Source organism: Actinacidiphila acidipaludis (assembly GCF_019890725.1).
Lineage (GTDB): Bacteria > Actinomycetota > Actinomycetes > Streptomycetales > Streptomycetaceae > Actinacidiphila > Actinacidiphila acidipaludis.
Window position 1 is genome coordinate 1 of the sequence record NZ_JAINZZ010000074.1, and the last position, 17,581, is coordinate 17,581.

Consider the following 17,581-nt stretch of genomic DNA (forward strand, 5'->3'; position numbering starts at 1 on the left):
CAGCGGCATCCTCGGCGTCCTGGCCATCCTCACCGCACCCTTCGAACCTCTCGGCGCCATCTTCGCGGCCGCCGCGGTCGTGACGAGTGCGGCGGCGCTGATCACGCACCTGGTCGCGAAGCTGGCCGGGGCCGACGTCAGCTGGATGAGCATCGGCTTCGACGCGTTGGGCGCGATTCCGGGTGTGGGCGCCTTCGCCAAGGGCGCCAAGGTGACCGAGGGCGCCGTCGCGGCCACGCGTGCGCTGGAGCTCGGTGAGGGGTTCCGCGGTGTGACCACCATCGGCCGGAACTTCGTCGGCAAGGCCGGGGAGTTCATCGCCGGCGGCAAGCAGATCAAGCTGTGGAAGAACATGACCGTGGAGTTCGGCGGCCTGAAGACCGCGGGCAAGATCATCTCTGACGGCAAGATCATGAACCGGATGCAGCTGGTCTCCGAACAGCTTTACCACGGTGGCCAGTTGATCGGCACCAAGGGCCTCAAGATGGTCACCGGCGGCCGGGTGGCCATCGACGCCATGAGCAACCTCGGACGCGGTATCGACGCGGGCCTCAAGCTCGCGCCCAAGCTGTACTCGATCCCGCAGCACATCGGCGAGGCCGTGCACCTCGGTGACCGCTTCGACCAGGCCGCCACCTCGCACTGACATAGGCTGACGCCACCGCCGACCTCACCCCGATGTCCCACCGAAAGGCTCCAGCACGATGGACTGGTATCCGGACGCGGACGAATCGACCCTCCTGCGCACGCCGATCCGCTTCGCCACCGGCTACGCCCCGGCAGTGGCCGGCTCGCGCTGGTTCCGGGACACCGAGCGGCGCGACATCCAGGGCGAGCTGCCCGGCTGGCCGGAGGGTCCGGTGTTCACGCTGAACACCAAGACCACCCAGAACGTCGACCGGGTGGCCGGCGGCCTCATCAACGGCATGATCACGGCGGTCCGGGTGGCCGTGGAGGCCGTCGTGGGCGGCAACTCCGTCGCGGTGGGCACCAGTCCGCCGCGCTCGGCGGCTGAGGATCCCGCGAACGAGGCCGAGGACTTCCCGGTCATGTGGGCCGCCCCCGGGACCCGGGCGCGCACGCTGCCCTGGCAGCTCGACCCCGGCCGCCGGCCCGACCGGTACCGCGTGGACGCCGTGATCACCGAGCGGCGTCTGGTGCTGCTCGGGGTCGGCTCCGACATGACCGCGCCCGCGGAAGTCCTGTGGGAAACCCCGCGGGACGCGGTCACCGGCGCCCAGCAGATGGCGTTCAGCGAGGGCGGGCACGATGTGCGCGTCCGGTTCTCCGACGACTCCTGGGCGCGGCTGGCGACCGGCGACACCCGCAAGTTCGCCGGGCTGCTGGCCGACCGCCGCCAACTGCTGCCCGAGTCCGACCTCACGCCCGGACAGCGCGAACGCGTGGCGCGCCTCGTCGCCGAACTGCCCGCGAACGCCCAGGCGCCGCGCTGCTTCCGGCTGCCCAGCGGCGTGATTCTGGTGGAGGCCCAGGTACCCGCCAAGGTGGGCAAGGGCCTCTTCGAAACCCATTCCATCCTCATGGGCGAGACCGGTGAGCCGGCGCGCCCGCAGTCCGGCGATCTCTAGGCGAACACTGCGATGACCACACCCCCTTCCGACACGCTTCAGAGTCTCTCGGCCGCGGCGAACACGGCAGCGGAGAGCACAGCGTCCGAGACCACCGCGCCGGCCGAGGCGGTCCAGCTGCCCGACGTACCCCCGATGGCCTTCGTGGTGCCGGAGTCCTTCTACGCGCTCCCCATCGCCGTCACGCCCGAGGAACGCGCCGTGCTGGCCGAGGAGTTCGTCCGCGAGCTCTACCCCAACGGCAACGACGACCTGTGGACGCCGGCGGCTCCCTACTACGCGGCGCTGGGCGAGGGCATGACCCAGCAGGGCCTGGCGTACGCCGCGATGGGCCTGTTCTCCATCCCCGAGGGCGTCGCCCACTGCTCCTTCACCGTCGGCGCGGTCGAGTCCGACCACCCCTCGGTCGAGATCGCCGCCAACGGCATCCGCGAGATCCTCACCCGCGACGAGAACAACGACGCCCGCTGGATCGACCTGCCGTGCGGCCCCGCGGTCTCCTGCGTGACGCTGCGGCAGATCACCATCAGCCCGGAACTGACGGCGACCGGCGAGGAAGCCACGTTCCACATGGGCCAGGTGCAGGTCTATGTGCCTTTCCCCACAGGCCCCTACACAGCCGTCTTCACCATGGACACCGCCGCCGTCGACTACTGGGGCGAGTTCAGCGAGATGATGATGGCCGTCCTGCGCAGCGTCAGCTTCGACGACAGCGACGAGGGCCCGGGCGACGGGAGCCAGGACGACGACGGGAACGCTACACAGCCCGGGGCGGCCCCCGCCGCTGTGCCGGAGGCGACGGACCGATGACGCCGACCTCGCCCGCCGGAGACGCGGCACGCCCCGCGGGGTTCGCGCGGGTCTGGGAGGCGGGGCGGATCGGCGCGCCCACGCGGGGCGCGGCCTGGGCGCGGTGCGCCGTCACGGTCCTGGTCACCCTGGTCGCCACCGCGGCGGTCGCGGCCGGCTGGGCGCACGCGACGTACGCGGGGTCGTTCGCCGTGGCCGGAGTGGCCGCGGTCGTGGTCGTGGCGTCGGTGACCCTGCTCATGACGCTGTACTGGCTGCACGGTTCCATCGGTCAGGTCCTCTCGGGTTTCCTGCTGCTGCTGTTCTGCATGCTGGCGGGCGGATTCGCCCTGTCGAACGCGGTGTTCGCGGCGCGAGGCGAGGTGGCGCGAGGGACCATCACCGCGTTCACCCCTCACACGACGCTGCGGACCTCGTGGGAGTCCTGCCGGGTGCGGCTGGACGACGGTGCCGTGGTGAGCCGCGAGATCCGCTGCGACGCGGCTTCCGTCGGCGACCACGTCACCGTGACGCAGGACCCGACCGGGCTCGCCGCGCCCGCGTTCGGCGACCGCACGCACGGATCGCCCGCCCTGCCCGCCGTGGTCGGCGGGGCCTTCCTGCTGCTGGTCGTGACCATCGTGCGGGCCACCGTCAGCGGCGAGCGGCACCGGCTGGCGGGAACGCCGAGCGCCGCCGAGGGACCGAATCCGGGCTACTACCCGCGGCGTGTGACGTCACCGGAATACGGCTCCCGCACGTCCTGAGCCACCGCCGGCCCCGCCGCCGGCCGCCGCGTGAAGCCCGTCCGGACTCACGCCGCGGCCCCACCCAGCCGGCCCGCCGCCGGCTCACCACCGCCCCGCCGCCGGCCCAGACCTCCCCGGGACCCCCGGACCCCGGAACCTTCCCTCAGCAGCCCTGCGCCGAGCAGGCCCTCTCCCGCGGCGACTCCACCGCCGCCAGGAACTCCTCGACCTCGCGGAACCACGCCTCGGGCTGTTCCCAGGGCAGGAGATGTCCGGCGTCGGCGATCTCGGCGTAGCGGCCGCGCGGCAGGACCCGGACCATCTCCTGCGCCTCGGCACGGCCGAGTTCACCGTCGAGCCCGCGGACCACGAGCGCCGGGCAGGAGACCTGCGCGAGGTCGTCCCAGTGGGCGTCACGTATCCACGGCTCGCGGGAGGCCAGCAGGTGTTCGGGGGCGTGCAGCGGGCGCCAGCCGTCCTCCCGCTCCTCCAGCGTCTCGGCGAGGAAGGCGCCCCGGACCGGATTCGGCGAGCCGGCCCACGGGTCGAGCGCAGAGAACCACCGACGGGCCTCGCCGAGCGTCGCGAAGGGCACCGGCCAGGACGTCAGCCAGTCCGCCCACTCCCGCTGACCCGCCTCGCCGAGTGCGGAGGCTCGCATGTCGCAGATGACGACGGCGGCCACGAGATCGGGCCTGCGCACGGCGCACTGCCAGGCCGTGAGTGCCCCCATGGAGTGGCCGATCACGATCGCCGGTCCCAGGCCGAGCTGTTCGACGGTGGCGATCGCGTCCGCCGCGTACGCCTCCGGCGTGTAAGGCCCGGCGGGCTTGCCGCTCCCGCCGTGGCCGCGCTGGTCGGGGGCGATCGCCCGGTACCGCGGGGCCAGCCGGCGAGCGGTGGGCGCCCAGTGGGACCCGCGGCCGAGCAGCCCGTGCAGCATCAGCACGCCGGGGCGGCGGTCCGCCTCCACGGCTTCCGGAGCCGCGTACTCCCAGGCCGCGAGCCGCACGCCGCCCGCGCCCCTCACCTCGTGTCGCTTGATCATCCGTAGCACCTCCCTTCGAAGCACCACGGTATCGAACTTTTATTCGAACAAGCGGATCCCGCACCCAACACCCCTCGTTCGAGTGACGGCGCTCAAGGATTGGCCGCCGTGGCCGAGGGGAGATCTTCAGCGGGACGCGGCGCGAAGGGGAAGCGGGTCGCGGGGAGGCACTCGGGAAGCTCGGGGTCCTGGGTCCTCCGCGGGGACACCTCCGGGGAGGGGCACAGGGAGGGGAAGGCCCCGGCGCCGTCTGGCGGCGCCGGGGCCATTGCTTGTCCCGTGTTCGGTTGTCCCGTGTTCGGTTGTCGGGTGATGCGGTGGTCGGGTGATGCGGTGGCCGGGGTCCCGTGAGGTACGCACGCGCGGGCACTCCGCGCGCCGCCGCCCTGCGTCAGCCCGGCGAACGCGTCACGTCTGGTCAGCTCTTGGCGACGAAGACGTGCGACGCGATGTCCGCGTCGAGCTCGGCGGCCTCGCCGCCGCTGCCGACCAGCACCCCGCCGGGCGCCTCGGTCACGCTGACCACGGCGCCCGGCTGCACACCGGCCCGCCGCAGCGTGTACATGACCTGCGCGTCCGTCTGGATCGGCTCGCCGATCCGGCGGACGACGACACTGGCGCCAGCCGAGCCCGGCTGCAGATCCGTGAGGCTGACCATGCCCTCCTCGAGGAACGGGTCCGCCTCGCCCTTCTCGCCCAGCTCCTCCAGGCCCGGGATGGGGTTCCCGTACGGCGACTCGGTGGGGTGGCGCAGCAGCTCCAGGACCCGCCGCTCCACCGCCTCGCTCATCACGTGCTCCCAGCGGCAGGCCTCGGCGTGGACCTGCTCCCACTCCAGGCCGATCACGTCGACCAGCAGGCACTCGGCGATGCGGTGCTTGCGCATGACGCGGGTGGCCGTGCGACGGCCCTCGTCGGTGAGCTCCAGGTGCCGGTCGCCCGCGACGTGCAGCAGCCCGTCGCGCTCCATCCGCGCCACCGTCTGGGAGACGGTCGGGCCGCTCTGGTCGAGCCGCTCCGCGATGCGGGCGCGCATCGGGACCACACCCTCCTCCTCCAGTTCCAGGATGGTGCGGAGATACATCTCCGTCGTGTCGATCAGTCCGGACATTGCGCCCCTCGTGTAATCGTGCGTGGCCCTGTGCCCAATTCTGACGCATCGCACCGACAACCGGCCCCGGCGCGGGAGCGCCGGAGCCCGGCGCACCGCCTTTCTTGACACCGGGAGCGCCGGGGCAGCACGGTGATCCGCATGACTGAGCCCCCCGAGCACCTGTCCGACCGGTACTTCGACGCCGCCGTCGAGCTGCTCCAGCGGGTGCGGAACGAGGAGCGGGCCGGAATCCGGGCCGCCGCGACCGCGGTGGCCGACGCCGTCGCCGGCGGGAACCGGGTCTTCGTCTTCGGTGCCGGCCACTCCTCGCTGCCCGCACAGGACGTGGTGTACCGGGCCGGCGGGCTCGCGCTGATCAATCTGCTGGCCGTCCCCGGGGTCGTCGGGGTGGACGTGATGCCCGCCACCCTGGGCAGCGCCCTGGAGCGGGTGGAGGGCCTGGCCGGTGCCGCGCTGGACACCAGCCCCGCCCGCACCGGCGATGTGCTCTTCGTCATCTCCCTCTCGGGCCGCAACACGCTGCCCGTCGAGATGGCCCAGAACGCCCGCGCCCTGGGCATGACCGTGATCGCCGTCACCTCGGTCGTCTATGCGAAGGAGACCCGCTCACGCCACGCGTCGGGCACCTTCCTGAAGGACCACTGCCACATCGTCCTGGACTCCAAGATCGGGATCGGCGACGGCGAACTGTCCGACGACGCGATCCCCGCGCCCTTCGCCCCCGCCTCGACCGTCGTCACCAGCGCGCTGATGCAGGCCGTGATGGCCACGGCGGCCACCGACCTCGCCGCCCGCGGCGTCACACCGCCGATGATCCGCTCGGGCAACGTGGACGGCGGCCACGAGTGGAACAGCCGGATCTTCGAGGAGTACCGCGACCGGATCTTCTTCCGCCACTGAGGTCCCGGGCCGCGCGCGACGCTAGGCGACGGGCGGTTCGCCGCCCCCGGACCCCCCGGTGAGCCCGCCCGGTTCGCCGTCCCCGCCCGAGCCGCCGGCCGGCCCGCCCAGTCCTCCGTCCTCGCGCGAGCCGGCGGGTCCGCCCATTCCGGCCAGGTCCAGGGCCGCCGCGACCCGGGCCGCGACGTCCTCCGCGTACGCCGCGTCCGCCGGCTCGAACGGCCGCCGTCCCGATCCGCGCAGGAAGGTGACGGCGCCCACGGTGCGTCCGCGGCTGCGCAGCACCGTGGCCAGTCCGTGCGTCGTGCCCGGCCGCCACAGGCGGGCCGCCGCCCAGGCGTCGACCCGGGCCTGCGACGCCGGCTCCCCTCCGCCGGGCGCGACGAGGGTGGCGCGCACCGTGCCGAGGCGCTCCAGGGCCTGCAGGACCGGATGGCCGGTCGGATAACCCAGCGGGATGCCGTGGGGCTCCACCGCCTGGCAGGGACCCGGCTGGCCCGGCTCGCCCTCGGGTGTGGCGGCGAGGCGGACCGGGCGCCCGGCGTCGTCGAGGACGTCCAGCAGGGCGTGGTCGGCGAATCCGGCCAGGGCGAAGTCCAGGTGCAGGACGGCCGCGTCGACCGGGTCCTCGCACTCCGCCGCCGCCCGCGCGGCGCGGTGCAGCTGCTGGTGGCGGAAGCGCACCTGGGCGTTCTCCTGCTCGGCGTTCTTCTGCCGGGTGACGTCGCTGAACAGCCAGCCGACGCCCAGAGGCACGGGCTCCTCGCCGAGCGGCGACCCGAGGCGGACGAATCCGCTGCGCCAGCACCGGCGCCGGGCGGCCTCGTCGGCGCGGGGCCGGACCCACAGGTCGCTGACGCCGGGAGGCGCGCCCTCGGCCAGCACGTGCTGCAGCGCGTTCTCCAGCTCCTCCGCGCCCAGGGACAGCAGTTCGCCGAGGGGGCGGCCGAGGAGGGCGTCCCGTCCGGTGCCCAGCATCTGCCCGGCCCGCGCGTTGGCGACCGCCGGACGCAGGTCCGCGTCGATCAGGACGACACCCCAGGTGGCGTCGGAGAAGAGCGCCTCGCTCAGGGCGATGGAGCGTTCGAGATCGATCTGGGCGTGCACCTCGGAGAACGCGCAGTAGACGCCGGTGGGCTTGCCGTCCTCACCGGCCACGGCCGCGGACTGCGTCCTGACGAGGACGCGTCGCCCGTCCTTGGTGAGCAGTGCGAACTCGTTGACCTGCCGGCCCGGCGCGTCCATCACCGCCAGGAGGCGGCGTTCCGCCTCCTTGGCGTCGGCGCTGCGGGCCGCCCAGCCCTCGAATCCGTGCCTGCCGACCGCGTCGTCCGAGCTCCAGCCGAGTATCCGGGCCGCTTCGGCATTCCAGTGGGTGATGACGCCGTCACGGTCGAGGGCGCAAAGGCCCGCTTCCATCCCGTCGAGCAGGGCCGCGAGCAGCTGCTCGTCGCTTTTGGGTTGCGCATCGGAAGGCTGCACGTCTCAATATTCAACCCTCCTGTGCGCCACGTCACACCAGATTCACTTAAATCGCTTGTCTGATTCCGCATCTCTTCTTAGGGTGGCCGTACACATGAAGGGAGGTGGTCTGAAGCATGAGTTGCACTCGGACACGTGAGGTGACTGCGGGCTAGCTCCGCGCGCCCGGCGTGCGCGTTGCGCGCCAATCCCACGCAGTTCACCCGACCCGCGGGCTCGTCGGATTTGTCCGGCCGGTGCCCGGAGCCACCCGGCTCCGGGGAGCAGCCCGCGGGTCGTTCCTTTTCCGGAACGACCCGGATGGTGGGGAACGACCCGCTCTTCTCCGGAACGACCCGCTCTTCCGGATCCCTCAGGGCGCGAGCCGCTCGACCGTCCAGGTCCCGGCCTCCGCGCGGACGTACTTCAGCCGGTCGTGCAGCCGGTTCTCACGTCCCTGCCAGAACTCCACGCTGCTCGGCTCGACCCGGAACCCGCCCCAGTTCGGCGGCACCGGCACCTGGGTGCCGTCCGGCCAGCGCGCCTCGACCTCCGCGTACCGCTCCTCCAGCGCCTCACGGGACGCGACGACGCTCGACTGCTCGCTCGACCAGGCGCCGAGCTGTGAGCCGTGCGGACGGCTGTGGAAGTACGCCGCGGTCTCCTCCTCCGAGACGCGGTGCGCGCGGCCGGAGACGATCACCTGGCGGGCGACGGGGTGCCAGGGGAACAGCAGCGAGATGTGGGGGTTGGCGGCCAGTTCCCGGCCCTTGCGCGAGCCGTAATTGCTGAAGAACACGAAACCGCGCTGGTCGTAGCCCTTCAGCAGCACGGTGCGCGAGCTGGGGACCCCGTCGGCGCCGACGGTCGAGACCACCATGGCGTTCGGCTCGGTGAGGGCGCCGCTGCCCGTGGCCCGGACCGCGTCCGCGAACCAGCGGGCGAACTGGTCGTACGGATCGCCGGCCAGATCGGCCTCGGTGAGGCCGGCCGCGCGGTACTGCTTCCGCATCGCCGCCGGGTCGTCTTCGCGCACCTCTTGTGGTTCTCGCACGCGCACATCTTGCAGGAAGGCGCCTCCACGCCGCGCCCGCGCCCGGGGATGTGCGGGATCTCACCCTTACTGTCATGTTCACTCGCCGAGACAATTGACGGTCCGGCCCGTCCCTCGTCATGGGGAGCGACCGCCGTTTGGGCGGCCCAGGACCGGAGACAACCCACCACAGGGATCGTCGGCGGCCGCCCCGAGGCCGCCGAGATCGAGATCGCCCAGAGGAGCCGCCTCATGTCCGACTTCGTGCCGGGACTCGAAGGAGTCGTCGCGTTCGAGACCGAGATCGCCGAGCCGGACAAGGAGGGTGGTGCGCTTCGGTACCGCGGGGTCGACATCGAGGAGCTCGCCGGGAAGGTGAGCTTCGGGAACGTCTGGGGCTTGCTGGTCGACGGGAAGTTCAACCCGGGCCTGCCGCCCGCGGAGCCCTTCCCGATCCCCGTGCACTCCGGCGACATCCGTGTGGACGTCCAGTCCGCGCTGGCCATGCTCGCGCCGGTGTGGGGCCTCAAACCGCTGCTGGACATCGACGAGGCCGAGGCCCGCGACAACCTCGCCCGGGCGGCTGTCATGGCACTGTCGTACGTCGCCCAGTCCGCCCGCGGCCAGGGGCGTCCCATGGTGCCGCAGAGCGAGATCGACAAGGCGCAGACGATCACCGAGCGGTTCATGATCCGCTGGCGCGGCGAGCCCGACCCCAAGCACGTCGCGGCCGTCGACGCCTACTGGACGTCGGCCGCCGAGCACGGCATGAACGCCTCTACGTTCACCGCCCGTGTCATCGCCTCGACCGGTGCGGACGTGGCGGCGGCCCTGTCCGGCGCGGTCGGCGCGATGTCCGGCCCGCTGCACGGCGGCGCCCCCTCGCGCGTCCTCGGGATGATCGAGGAGATCGAGCGCACGGGCGACGCCGAGGGCTACGTGAAGAAGGCGCTGGACCGCGGCGAGCGCCTGATGGGCTTCGGGCACCGCGTCTACCGGGCCGAGGATCCGCGCGCCCGCGTCCTGCGCCGCACCGCGCGCGAGCTGGGCGCCCCGCGCTTCGAGGTGGCGGAGGCCCTGGAGAAGGCCGCGCTGGCCGAGCTGCACGCCCGGCGCCCCGACCGTGTGCTGGCCACGAACGTCGAGTTCTGGGCCGCGATCATGCTGGACTTCGCCGAGGTGCCGGCGCACATGTTCACCTCGATGTTCACCTGCGCGCGCACGGCCGGCTGGTCGGCCCACATCCTGGAGCAGAAGCGCACCGGCCGCCTGGTCCGCCCGTCCGCGAGGTACGTCGGCCCGGGCACGCGCAGCCCCCACGACGTCGAGGGCTACGACGGGATCGCCCGCTGATCCAGACACGCGGCTGATGTGACGGTGGGGCCCGGTAAGGGGCCCCACCTTGCGTTGCGGTCCTTACCCGGAGGCCGCGACCTCGCCAGTGGCCGGGTTCTCGCCCGTGGCCGGGCCGGTGGTCATGGCCGGGTTCTCGCCCCTGGCCGGGTCCATGCCCGCGACCGGGTTCTCACGCGTGCCCGGACTGTGCGGCGTCCGCGTCCAGTCCGTCGGCGAGGACTTCGGCGAGGTGACGGGCCCGCACGCCGCCGAGCTGGGCGAGTTGGGTGCGGCAGGAGAAACCGTCCGCCAGGACGGCCGCGCCGGGATGGGCGGCGCGTACGGCCGGGAGCAGTGCCTCCTCCGCGCAGGCCGCCGAGACCTCGAAGTGCCCGGCTTCGAAGCCGAAGTTGCCCGCGAGCCCGCAGCATCCGCCGGTCAGTTCCCCGGAGAGCCCGGCGCGTTCGCGCAGACGGCGGTCGGCGGCGTCGCCGAGCACGGCGTGCTGGTGGCAATGGGTCTGGCCGACGACCGGACGGTCCAGCCGCGGCGGTTCCCAGTCGGGCGCGAACTCCTCCAGGGCTTCGGCGAACGTCCGCACGGCGGCGGCGAGCCGGGCGGCCCGCGGGTCGCCGGGGCCGAGCAGCTCGGGGAGGTCCGCGCGCAGGGCCGCGGCGCAGCTGGGTTCGAGGACGACAAGCGGGAGTCCGGCGTCGAGCAGCGGCGCGAGCCGGTCGAGGGTGCGCCGCATGACGGCCTTGGCACGGGTGAGTTGGCCGGTGGACACCCAGGTCAGACCGCAGCAGACGGCCTGCGGAGGGGTCGTGACGCGCAGACCCGCGGCCTCCAGCACGCGGACGGCGGCGCGGCCGGCGGCGGGTGAGAGGTGGTCGGTGAACGTGTCGGGCCAGAGGACGACGGTCGGCCGGGAGCCGGGTCGGCTGTCGGGCCGGCTGTCGGGCAAAGGCCCCTCGTTCGTGGGCCGGCTGTCCCACCATCGAGTGAATGTCTCGGACGGCAGTTCGGGAAGTTCGCGCTCCAGAGCGAGTCCACCCAGTCGTTTCATCAACCAGGCGATTGACCGAGTTCTGCCAAGCCTGTTGAGCACTCCGGCGACGGGTGCCGCGACCCGCAGCCACACCGGGAGCCAGCCCATCGCGTAGTGCGCCCGGGGCCGCAGCCGGCGCCGGTAGTGGTGGTGCAGGAACTCGGCCTTGTACGTGGCCATGTCCACTCCGACCGGGCAGTCGGAGCGGCAGCCCTTGCAGGAAAGGCACAGGTCGAGGGCGTCGCGGACCTCGGTGGACCGCCAGCCGTCCCGGACGATCTGCCCGGCGAGCATCTCGTGCAGCAGCCGGGCGCGGCCGCGCGTGGAGTGCCGCTCCTCGCCCGTGACGCGGAACGACGGGCACATCACGCTCGACCCACCGGTGTGGGCCGCCGTCGTGCGGCACTTGGCGACCCCGACGCACCGCCTGATCGCGGCGGGAAAGTCCCCCGCGTCATCCGGATAGGTGAATTCGACGTCGACGGCCCGGGACTTCGGAGCGGGAAGCACGGCGAAGCGCAGATTGCTATCAATGGCCTCGGGACGCACGAGCATCCCCGGATTCATTCCGCGGTCGGGATCCCAGAGTTCCTTGAAATCTGAAAAGAGTGTGATCATCTCCGGGCCGTACATCTTCGGCAGCATTTCGGCGCGCGCCTGCCCGTCGCCGTGTTCGCCGGAGAGCGAGCCGCCGTGCGACACGACGAGGTCGGCGGCGGCTTCGGAGAAGCGGCGGAAGCGCGCGATGCCGGCCTGGTCGAGGAGGTCGAAGTCGATGCGCACATGGACGCATCCGTCGCCGAAGTGGCCGTAGGGCGCGCCGCGCAGCCCGTGAGCGGCCAGCAGTGCCCGGAAATCCCGCAGGTAGGCGCCCAGTCGGGCGGGAGGGACCGCGCAGTCCTCCCAGCCCGGCCATGCCTCGCTGCCGTCGGGCATGCGGGTGGCGGTTCCGGCCGCGTCCTCCCGGATCCGCCACAGGGCGCGCTGCGGCGCGGGGTCGGCGACGACGGCGTGACCGGTCACGCCGTCGGCCGCCGCACGGTGCAACTGACCGGCGCGGGCGCGCGCGTGGCCGGGGTCGTCCCCGCCGACCTCGACGAACAGCCAGGCTCCGCCGGGCGGCAGCGACCCGGCCGCGTCGCCCACCAGGTCGGCGGCCATTCCCTCGACGGTCAACGGGCCGTGCGGAAGCAGCAGATGGGCGGCCTCCGCGGCAGCCGCCTCGTCGCGGTAACCGAGGACGACGAGCACGCGCGCGGCAGGCGCGGGGACCAGGCGCACCGTCGCCTCGGTGAGGACCCCCAGCGTGCCCTCGCTGCCGGCGAAGGCGCGCACGGCGTCACGGCCCCGCTCGGGCAGCAGGCTGTCGAGGGCGTATCCGGAGATCCGGCGCGGGAGCCGGGGAAAGCCGGTGCGCAGCAGGGCCAGATGCCCGTCGGCCAGGGCGCGCAGTCCCTCGCGCAGCCTCGGCACGGCCTCCCCGGGCAGGCCCCCGTGCAGCAGGACCCGCTCGCCGCGGTAGGTGAGGACGTCCAGGGACCGGACGTTGTCGGCGGTGGTCCCCCACGCCACGGAGTGCGATCCGCAGGCGTTGTTGCCGATCATCCCGCCCAGGGTGCAGCGGCTGTGCGTGGACGGGTCGGGGCCGAAGGTCAGCCCGTACGGGGCGACGGCCGCCCGCAGGTCGTCGAGCACGACTCCCGGCTGGACGCGGGCGGTCCTGGCCTCGGGGTCCACGTCAAGGACGGCGTTCATGGAGCGGGTGAAATCCAGGACGATCCCGGAGCCGCTGGCCTGGCCGGCGATGGAGGTCCCTCCCCCGCGCGGCACCACCGGCTGTCCGTACGCACGGCACACCGCCAGCGCGGCGGCCACGTCGTCGGCGTCGGCGGGGGCGACGACTCCCACCGGAACGCGACGGTAGTTGGAGGCGTCCATCGTCACGAGAGCCCGCGATCCGGCGTCGAAGGCGACCGTGCCCCGGACCGCGGAACGCAGCGACTCTTCCAGCTCTGCGAGTTCGACCGTCATGTGCCCAGCTTGCCCCGGCCGCCGTGCCGGCGATCATGCCGACTCCGCCACCGCGGGATTCCACCGGACCGGAATCCCCCGCCATTCAGCCCGCGGCCCCGTCAACAGGGCCCTCTGCCTGGGCGTCTCATCCGATGGAACGCCGTCCGAATCCGGCCGGATACGCATTACGCTGCGGGCGTGGCCGATATCCAGATTCCCGCTGACATCAAGCCCGCCGATGGACGATTCGGATCGGGCCCCTCCAAGGTGCGGACTCAGGCGCTCGACGCCCTGGCCGCCACGGGTACGTCTCTGCTCGGCACCTCCCACCGCCAGGCTCCGGTCAAGAACCTGGTGGGACAGGTCCGCGAGGGCGTCCGCCGGCTGTTCTCCCTGCCCGATGGCTACGAGGTGGTGCTCGGCAACGGCGGTTCCACCGCGTTCTGGGACATCGCCACGCACGGCCTGATCCGCGAGAAGTCGCAGCACCTGTCCTTCGGTGAGTTCTCCTCGAAGTTCGCCAAGGCCGCACAGCTCGCGCCGTGGCTGGCGGACCCGACGATCGTGAAGTCGGAGCCGGGCACCCACCCGGAGCCGGTCGCCGAGGCGGGCGTGGACGTCTACGCGTTCACCCACAACGAGACGTCCACGGGTGTGGCCGCGCCGCTCCGCCGGGTCGCGGGCGCGGACGAGGGCGCTCTGGTGCTGGTCGACGCCACCTCCGGCGCGGGCGGCCTGCCGGTCGACATCACCGAGACCGACGTGTACTACTTCGCGCCGCAGAAGTCCTTCGCGGCCGACGGCGGTCTGTGGCTGGCGGCGTTCTCCCCCGCCGCGCTGGAGCGCGCCGCGCAGATCGCCGCGTCCGGCCGCCACATCCCGGCGTTCTTCGACCTGCCGACGGCGATCGACAACTCGCAGAAGAACCAGACCTACAACACCCCGGCGCTGACCACGCTGTTCCTGCTCAACCAGCAGCTGGAGTGGATCAACGGCCAGGGCGGTCTGGACTGGGCGGTCAAGCGCACCGCCGACTCCTCGTCGCGGCTGTACGGCTGGGCGGAGAAGTCCTCCTACGCGCAGCCGTTCGTGGCGGACTCCGCGAAGCGGTCCCAGGTCGTCGGCACGATCGACTTCGAGGACGGCGTCGACGCCGCCGCGGTGGCCAAGGTGCTGCGGGCCAACGGCATCGTGGACACCGAGCCGTACCGCAAGCTGGGCCGCAACCAGCTGCGAGTGGCGATGTTCCCGGCCGTCGAGCCGGACGACGTCGAGGCGCTGACGGCGTCCATCGACTATGTGATCGGCCAGCTCTGACGCTCGGATCCGAGGCGTGGGGGCGGGTGCCCGAAGGTCCCGCTCCCACGTCGTTCACAGACCGGCGAGGCGTCGGCTGAGGTCTGCTCTACTGAGCCGAGCCCTCCCGCGCGCCTCGCCCCTCACCCCGCCCGCGGGCGACCGCGGGCTCCTACCGGGCCGCCCGCAGGATCACCGCGATCACTGCCGGTGCCTGCGCCGCCGCAGGCCCTTGCTCGCCAGGTAGCCGAGTCCGCCGAAGGCGGCCAGCACGGCGAGACCCACCACCTTGTTGGCCTTGTGCCCGGTCCCGGGGTTCTTCGTCCCGCTCTCGGCCGAGGCGCCCTCCTGGCCGTGTCCCGAGGCGGTGGTGCTGCTGGACGCGGCCGCACTGTCCGGGAGGTCGGCGCCGCTCAAGGAGGCCTTCCACACCTGGCTGTCGGTGCCCTCGCTGCTGTACATCAGCGCCCGGCCGTCGGTGGTGAAGGTGACGCCCTCGCCCTGCGGCTGCATGGGGACGTCGAGATCGCCGATCTTGTGCGGAGCGCCGTTCGTCCAGCGGTAGTCGGCCGACCAGAAGTAGCCGCGGAGCACCAGCCGGGTGCCGTCGGGCGAGAAGGCGCCGTCGGTGACCCACGGCACGTCGGCGATGGGCTTGAAGATGTTGATGCCGTGGGTGCTCAGCTCGGCGGGTCCGGCGTACAGGTGCCCGCCGTCCTCGTTCTTGCTGGCGATGTAGACGCGGCCGGTCTTCGGATGCACCATCAGGGCCTCGGCGTTGCGCGGGCCGTCGGAGTAGCGGACCGTGAAGCGGGTGACGTCGACGGTCTGGTCCCGCAACTGCTTGGGCTCGGCGAACCGGTAGATCCACACCTCGGGCCACTTGCCGCCGAGGTTGTCGCCGATGTCCCCGAGGTACAGGTCGCCGTCGGGGCCGAGCGAGATCGCCTCCATGTCCCGCGCCGGCACACCCCGCATCGTCACCCGGGCCAGGGTCTTGCCGGTGGCGGAGTCCACGGCGTAGACGTACGGGCCGTCGCCGCTGTCGTTGTGGGTCCAGTAGACGCCGGGGTGGAGGCGGCTGGCGGCCAGGCCGCTGGACTCGATGATCCGCGGGTCGGACATCCGGAACGCCACGGAGGGGCCGCTGTCGGCCACGGCGGTGGCCGCCGGGCCGCAGGCCAGAGCGAGGGCGGCGCAGGCGGCGGCCACCGGCAGAGAAGGACGCATGGACCCCAGTGTCCCTGGTCGCCGTCCGGTCATGCATGATGCCCCGCATGCGCTACCTCTTCGTCGGTGACTCGATGACCATCGGTGCGGCCGGCGACTACACCTGGCGCTACCGGATGTGGCAGCACCTGTGCGGCCTCGGGGAGCCGTTCTCGGTCGTCGGGCCGCGGATCACGCTCTACGACAGGGCGACCGACGAGCCGGTGTCGGCGGACTACGCCGATCCGGGGTTCCCGCAGCGGGCCCGTCGCCACCTGGCGGGGTGGGGCGAGGGCTGGCTGCACATGGCCCCGGTCATCGGCGAGGTGGTGCGCGACCACCGCCCGGACGTGCTGCTGATATCGCTGGGCCTGATCGACCTCGGCTTCTACACCACCGCCGAGCAGACCGCGGCCAACGTCGAGCGCTTCATCGCCGAGGCCCGGGCGGCCGCCCCGGGGCTGCGCATGGTGCTGCTGCCGGTCATCCCCAACACCCGCGCGGAACTCGACCCGGACTTCGCCGTCCAGTGCGCGGACCTCAACGAACTGATGGCCAAGGCCGTCGCCGACCACGACTCGGCCGCTTCGCCGCTGCTGATGGCCTCGCGCCCAGCGGACTACGACATCCACCTCGACACCTACGACGGCACACACCCCAACAAGTACGGGGAGCACAAACTCGCGGCCGCCTTCGCGGACGCCATGCACCAGGCGTGGGGCCTGGGAGCGCCGTACCTGGCGGCCTGACACCCCTGACCGAAGCTGGGCGGACACCCGGCGGACGGACGTGAGCCGGCCCGTTGGGCGCGGCCGCACGGGCCCCCGCTCCCGGTTCGAAGGCGCTCCGCGGCGCCGGCCGACGGGACCGCTCACATTGGCCCTTGATTCGAGCGCACTCGAAGAGCTTGGCTTGTGTGTCATGGAATACACGCAGCTCGGACGTACGGGTCTCAAGGTCAGCCGCCTGGTTCTGGGGACCATGAACTTCGGTCCGCAGACCGACGAGGCGGACAGCCACGCGATCATGGACGCGGCGCAGGCCGCGGGCGTCAACTACTTCGACACCGCCAACGTCTACGGCTGGGGCGAGAACAAGGGCCGCACCGAGGAGATCATCGGCACCTGGTTCGCCCAGGGCGGCGGCCGCCGCGACAAGACCGTGCTGGCCACCAAGGTCTACGGCAGCATGGCCGCCGAGGGCCAGGAGTGGCCGAACTACGACCGGCTCTCCGCGCTCAACATCCGCCGGGCGGTCGAGGCGAGCCTGAAGCGGCTCGGCACGGACTACATCGACATTTACCAGTTCCACCACGTCGACCGGGCCACTCCGTGGGAGGAGATCTGGCAGGCGATCGACGTCCTGGTCCAGCAGGGCAAGATCCTCTACGCCGGCTCCAGCAACTTCGCGGGCTGGCACATCGCGCAGGCCAACGAGGCGGCGGCGCGGCGCGGGTCGCTCGGCCTGGTGAGCGAGCAGTGCCTGTACAACCTCATGGAACGCCGGGCGGAGATGGAGGTCATCCCCGCGGCCGAGCACTACGGCCTGGGCGTGATCCCGTGGTCGCCGCTGCACGGCGGCCTGCTCGGCGGTGCGCTGCGCAAGCAGCGTGAGGGCGGCGGCGCCCGCTCGACGAGCGGGCGGTCGGCGGACACCCTGAAGTCGCAGCAGGAGCGGGACCAGGTCCAGGCGTACGAGGACCTGTGCGACAAGCACGGCCTGCAGCCCGGTGACGTCGGCCTGGCCTGGCTGCTCACCCGCCCCGGGGTGACCGGCCCGATCGTCGGCCCCCGCACCCAGGATCAGCTGGACTCGGCGCTGCGGGCGCTGGAGACCGAGCTGTCGGAGGAGTTCCTGGCGGCCCTGGACGAGATCTTCCCGGGCCCGGGCCCGTCCCCGGAGGCCTTCGCCTGGTAAGGCTGCAGGACGCGGCGTGTGCGTGCGTCGCCGCCGCGGTTCAGCGGACCGCGGCGGCGACGACCACGACGACGATCATC

The 17,581-nt window shown here is 72.5% G+C and carries 14 protein-coding genes and 1 pseudogene; 9 read left to right on the forward strand and 6 right to left on the reverse strand.

The window, feature by feature from the left end; genetic code table 11:
• The 4 genes and pseudogenes from K7862_RS33165 to K7862_RS33180 form a co-directional block, all read left to right on the forward strand.
• Positions 1-646, forward strand: a pseudogene (locus K7862_RS33165) (putative T7SS-secreted protein); the annotation flags it as partial.
• A gap of 58 nt (positions 647-704) precedes the next feature.
• Positions 705-1,589, forward strand: coding sequence for a hypothetical protein (locus K7862_RS33170; protein ID WP_222968780.1), 885 nt, complete (start codon positions 705-707; stop codon positions 1,587-1,589).
• A gap of 12 nt (positions 1,590-1,601) precedes the next feature.
• The gene (locus K7862_RS33175; protein WP_222968782.1) at positions 1,602-2,399 is read left to right on the forward strand and encodes a hypothetical protein; all 798 of its coding nucleotides are present in this window, start codon (positions 1,602-1,604) and stop codon (positions 2,397-2,399) included.
• On the forward strand, positions 2,396-3,145 hold the full coding sequence (locus K7862_RS33180; protein WP_262414192.1) for a hypothetical protein: 750 nt from the start codon (positions 2,396-2,398) through the stop codon (positions 3,143-3,145). Before K7862_RS33175 ends, K7862_RS33180 begins: the two co-directional genes overlap by 4 nt.
• A 145-nt stretch (positions 3,146-3,290) precedes the next feature.
• On the opposite strand, the gene K7862_RS33185 is transcribed toward K7862_RS33180, so the two are convergent.
• Both K7862_RS33185 and K7862_RS33190 read right to left on the reverse strand, forming a co-directional pair.
• The gene (locus K7862_RS33185) at positions 3,291-4,175 is read right to left on the reverse strand and encodes an alpha/beta fold hydrolase (RefSeq protein WP_222968784.1); all 885 of its coding nucleotides are present in this window, start codon (positions 4,173-4,175) and stop codon (positions 3,291-3,293) included.
• Between the two features lie 418 nt (positions 4,176-4,593).
• Positions 4,594-5,286 (reverse strand): iron-dependent transcriptional repressor DtxR, encoded by a 693-nt coding sequence (locus K7862_RS33190; protein WP_222968786.1) that lies wholly within the window; start codon positions 5,284-5,286, stop codon positions 4,594-4,596.
• A gap of 141 nt (positions 5,287-5,427) precedes the next feature.
• On the opposite strand from K7862_RS33190, the gene K7862_RS33195 reads away from it, so the two are divergent.
• Positions 5,428-6,189, forward strand: coding sequence for an SIS domain-containing protein (locus K7862_RS33195; RefSeq protein ID WP_222968788.1), 762 nt, complete (start codon positions 5,428-5,430; stop codon positions 6,187-6,189).
• A 21-nt stretch (positions 6,190-6,210) separates the two neighbouring features.
• On the opposite strand, the gene K7862_RS33200 is transcribed toward K7862_RS33195, so the two are convergent.
• Both K7862_RS33200 and pdxH read right to left on the reverse strand, forming a co-directional pair.
• The gene (locus tag K7862_RS33200; protein ID WP_308012326.1) at positions 6,211-7,671 is read right to left on the reverse strand and encodes a PAS domain-containing protein; all 1,461 of its coding nucleotides are present in this window, start codon (positions 7,669-7,671) and stop codon (positions 6,211-6,213) included.
• Between the two features lie 352 nt (positions 7,672-8,023).
• Entirely contained in the window at positions 8,024-8,662 is a 639-nt protein-coding gene (gene pdxH, locus K7862_RS33205; protein WP_222968822.1) for a pyridoxamine 5'-phosphate oxidase, read from the reverse strand.
• 273 nt (positions 8,663-8,935) lie between these two features.
• On the opposite strand from pdxH, the gene K7862_RS33210 reads away from it, so the two are divergent.
• Positions 8,936-10,036 carry a citrate synthase 2 gene (locus K7862_RS33210; protein ID WP_222968789.1) on the forward strand — a complete coding sequence of 367 codons (1,101 nt, stop codon included), beginning with the start codon at positions 8,936-8,938 and terminating at the stop codon, positions 10,034-10,036.
• Between the two features lie 172 nt (positions 10,037-10,208).
• Here K7862_RS33210 and K7862_RS33215 read toward each other — a convergent pair whose 3' ends face one another.
• A complete protein-coding gene (locus K7862_RS33215; RefSeq protein WP_222968791.1) occupies positions 10,209-13,097 on the reverse strand; it encodes an FAD-binding and (Fe-S)-binding domain-containing protein in 2,889 nt (962 codons plus the stop codon).
• Between the two features lie 180 nt (positions 13,098-13,277).
• On the opposite strand from K7862_RS33215, the gene serC reads away from it, so the two are divergent.
• Entirely contained in the window at positions 13,278-14,396 is a 1,119-nt protein-coding gene (gene serC, locus K7862_RS33220; protein WP_222968793.1) for a phosphoserine transaminase, read from the forward strand.
• Positions 14,397-14,576: 180 nt separating this feature from the next.
• On the opposite strand, the gene K7862_RS33225 is transcribed toward serC, so the two are convergent.
• Complete coding sequence (locus tag K7862_RS33225; protein WP_222968795.1) at positions 14,577-15,605, reverse strand: hypothetical protein; 1,029 nt, start codon at positions 15,603-15,605, stop codon at positions 14,577-14,579.
• Between the two features lie 47 nt (positions 15,606-15,652).
• Here K7862_RS33225 and K7862_RS33230 point away from each other — a divergent pair, with 47 nt between their 5' ends.
• Both K7862_RS33230 and K7862_RS33235 read left to right on the forward strand, forming a co-directional pair.
• Positions 15,653-16,333 (forward strand): GDSL-type esterase/lipase family protein, encoded by a 681-nt coding sequence (locus K7862_RS33230; protein WP_222968797.1) that lies wholly within the window; start codon positions 15,653-15,655, stop codon positions 16,331-16,333.
• Positions 16,334-16,505: 172 nt separating this feature from the next.
• On the forward strand, positions 16,506-17,501 hold the full coding sequence (locus K7862_RS33235; RefSeq protein ID WP_222968798.1) for an aldo/keto reductase: 996 nt from the start codon (positions 16,506-16,508) through the stop codon (positions 17,499-17,501).
• The last annotated feature ends 80 nt before the right edge of the window (positions 17,502-17,581 follow it).

What these genes read in the sequence shown, in the direction of transcription:
- pdxH (WP_222968822.1), bottom strand. Translation starts at nt 8,662, where the DNA reads ATGCGGAAGCAGTACCGCGCGGCCGGCCTCACCGAGGCCGATCTGGCC.
- K7862_RS33195 (WP_222968788.1), top strand. Translation starts at nt 5,428, where the DNA reads ATGACTGAGCCCCCCGAGCACCTGTCCGACCGGTACTTCGACGCCGCC.
- K7862_RS33235 (WP_222968798.1), top strand. Translation starts at nt 16,506, where the DNA reads ATGGAATACACGCAGCTCGGACGTACGGGTCTCAAGGTCAGCCGCCTG.
- K7862_RS33215 (WP_222968791.1), bottom strand. Translation starts at nt 13,097, where the DNA reads ATGACGGTCGAACTCGCAGAGCTGGAAGAGTCGCTGCGTTCCGCGGTC.
- K7862_RS33210 (WP_222968789.1), top strand. Translation starts at nt 8,936, where the DNA reads ATGTCCGACTTCGTGCCGGGACTCGAAGGAGTCGTCGCGTTCGAGACC.
- K7862_RS33175 (WP_222968782.1), top strand. Translation starts at nt 1,602, where the DNA reads ATGACCACACCCCCTTCCGACACGCTTCAGAGTCTCTCGGCCGCGGCG.
- K7862_RS33170 (WP_222968780.1), top strand. Translation starts at nt 705, where the DNA reads ATGGACTGGTATCCGGACGCGGACGAATCGACCCTCCTGCGCACGCCG.
- K7862_RS33230 (WP_222968797.1), top strand. Translation starts at nt 15,653, where the DNA reads ATGCGCTACCTCTTCGTCGGTGACTCGATGACCATCGGTGCGGCCGGC.
- K7862_RS33185 (WP_222968784.1), bottom strand. Translation starts at nt 4,175, where the DNA reads ATGATCAAGCGACACGAGGTGAGGGGCGCGGGCGGCGTGCGGCTCGCG.
- K7862_RS33225 (WP_222968795.1), bottom strand. Translation starts at nt 15,605, where the DNA reads ATGCGTCCTTCTCTGCCGGTGGCCGCCGCCTGCGCCGCCCTCGCTCTG.
- K7862_RS33180 (WP_262414192.1), top strand. Translation starts at nt 2,396, where the DNA reads ATGACGCCGACCTCGCCCGCCGGAGACGCGGCACGCCCCGCGGGGTTC.
- K7862_RS33190 (WP_222968786.1), bottom strand. Translation starts at nt 5,286, where the DNA reads ATGTCCGGACTGATCGACACGACGGAGATGTATCTCCGCACCATCCTG.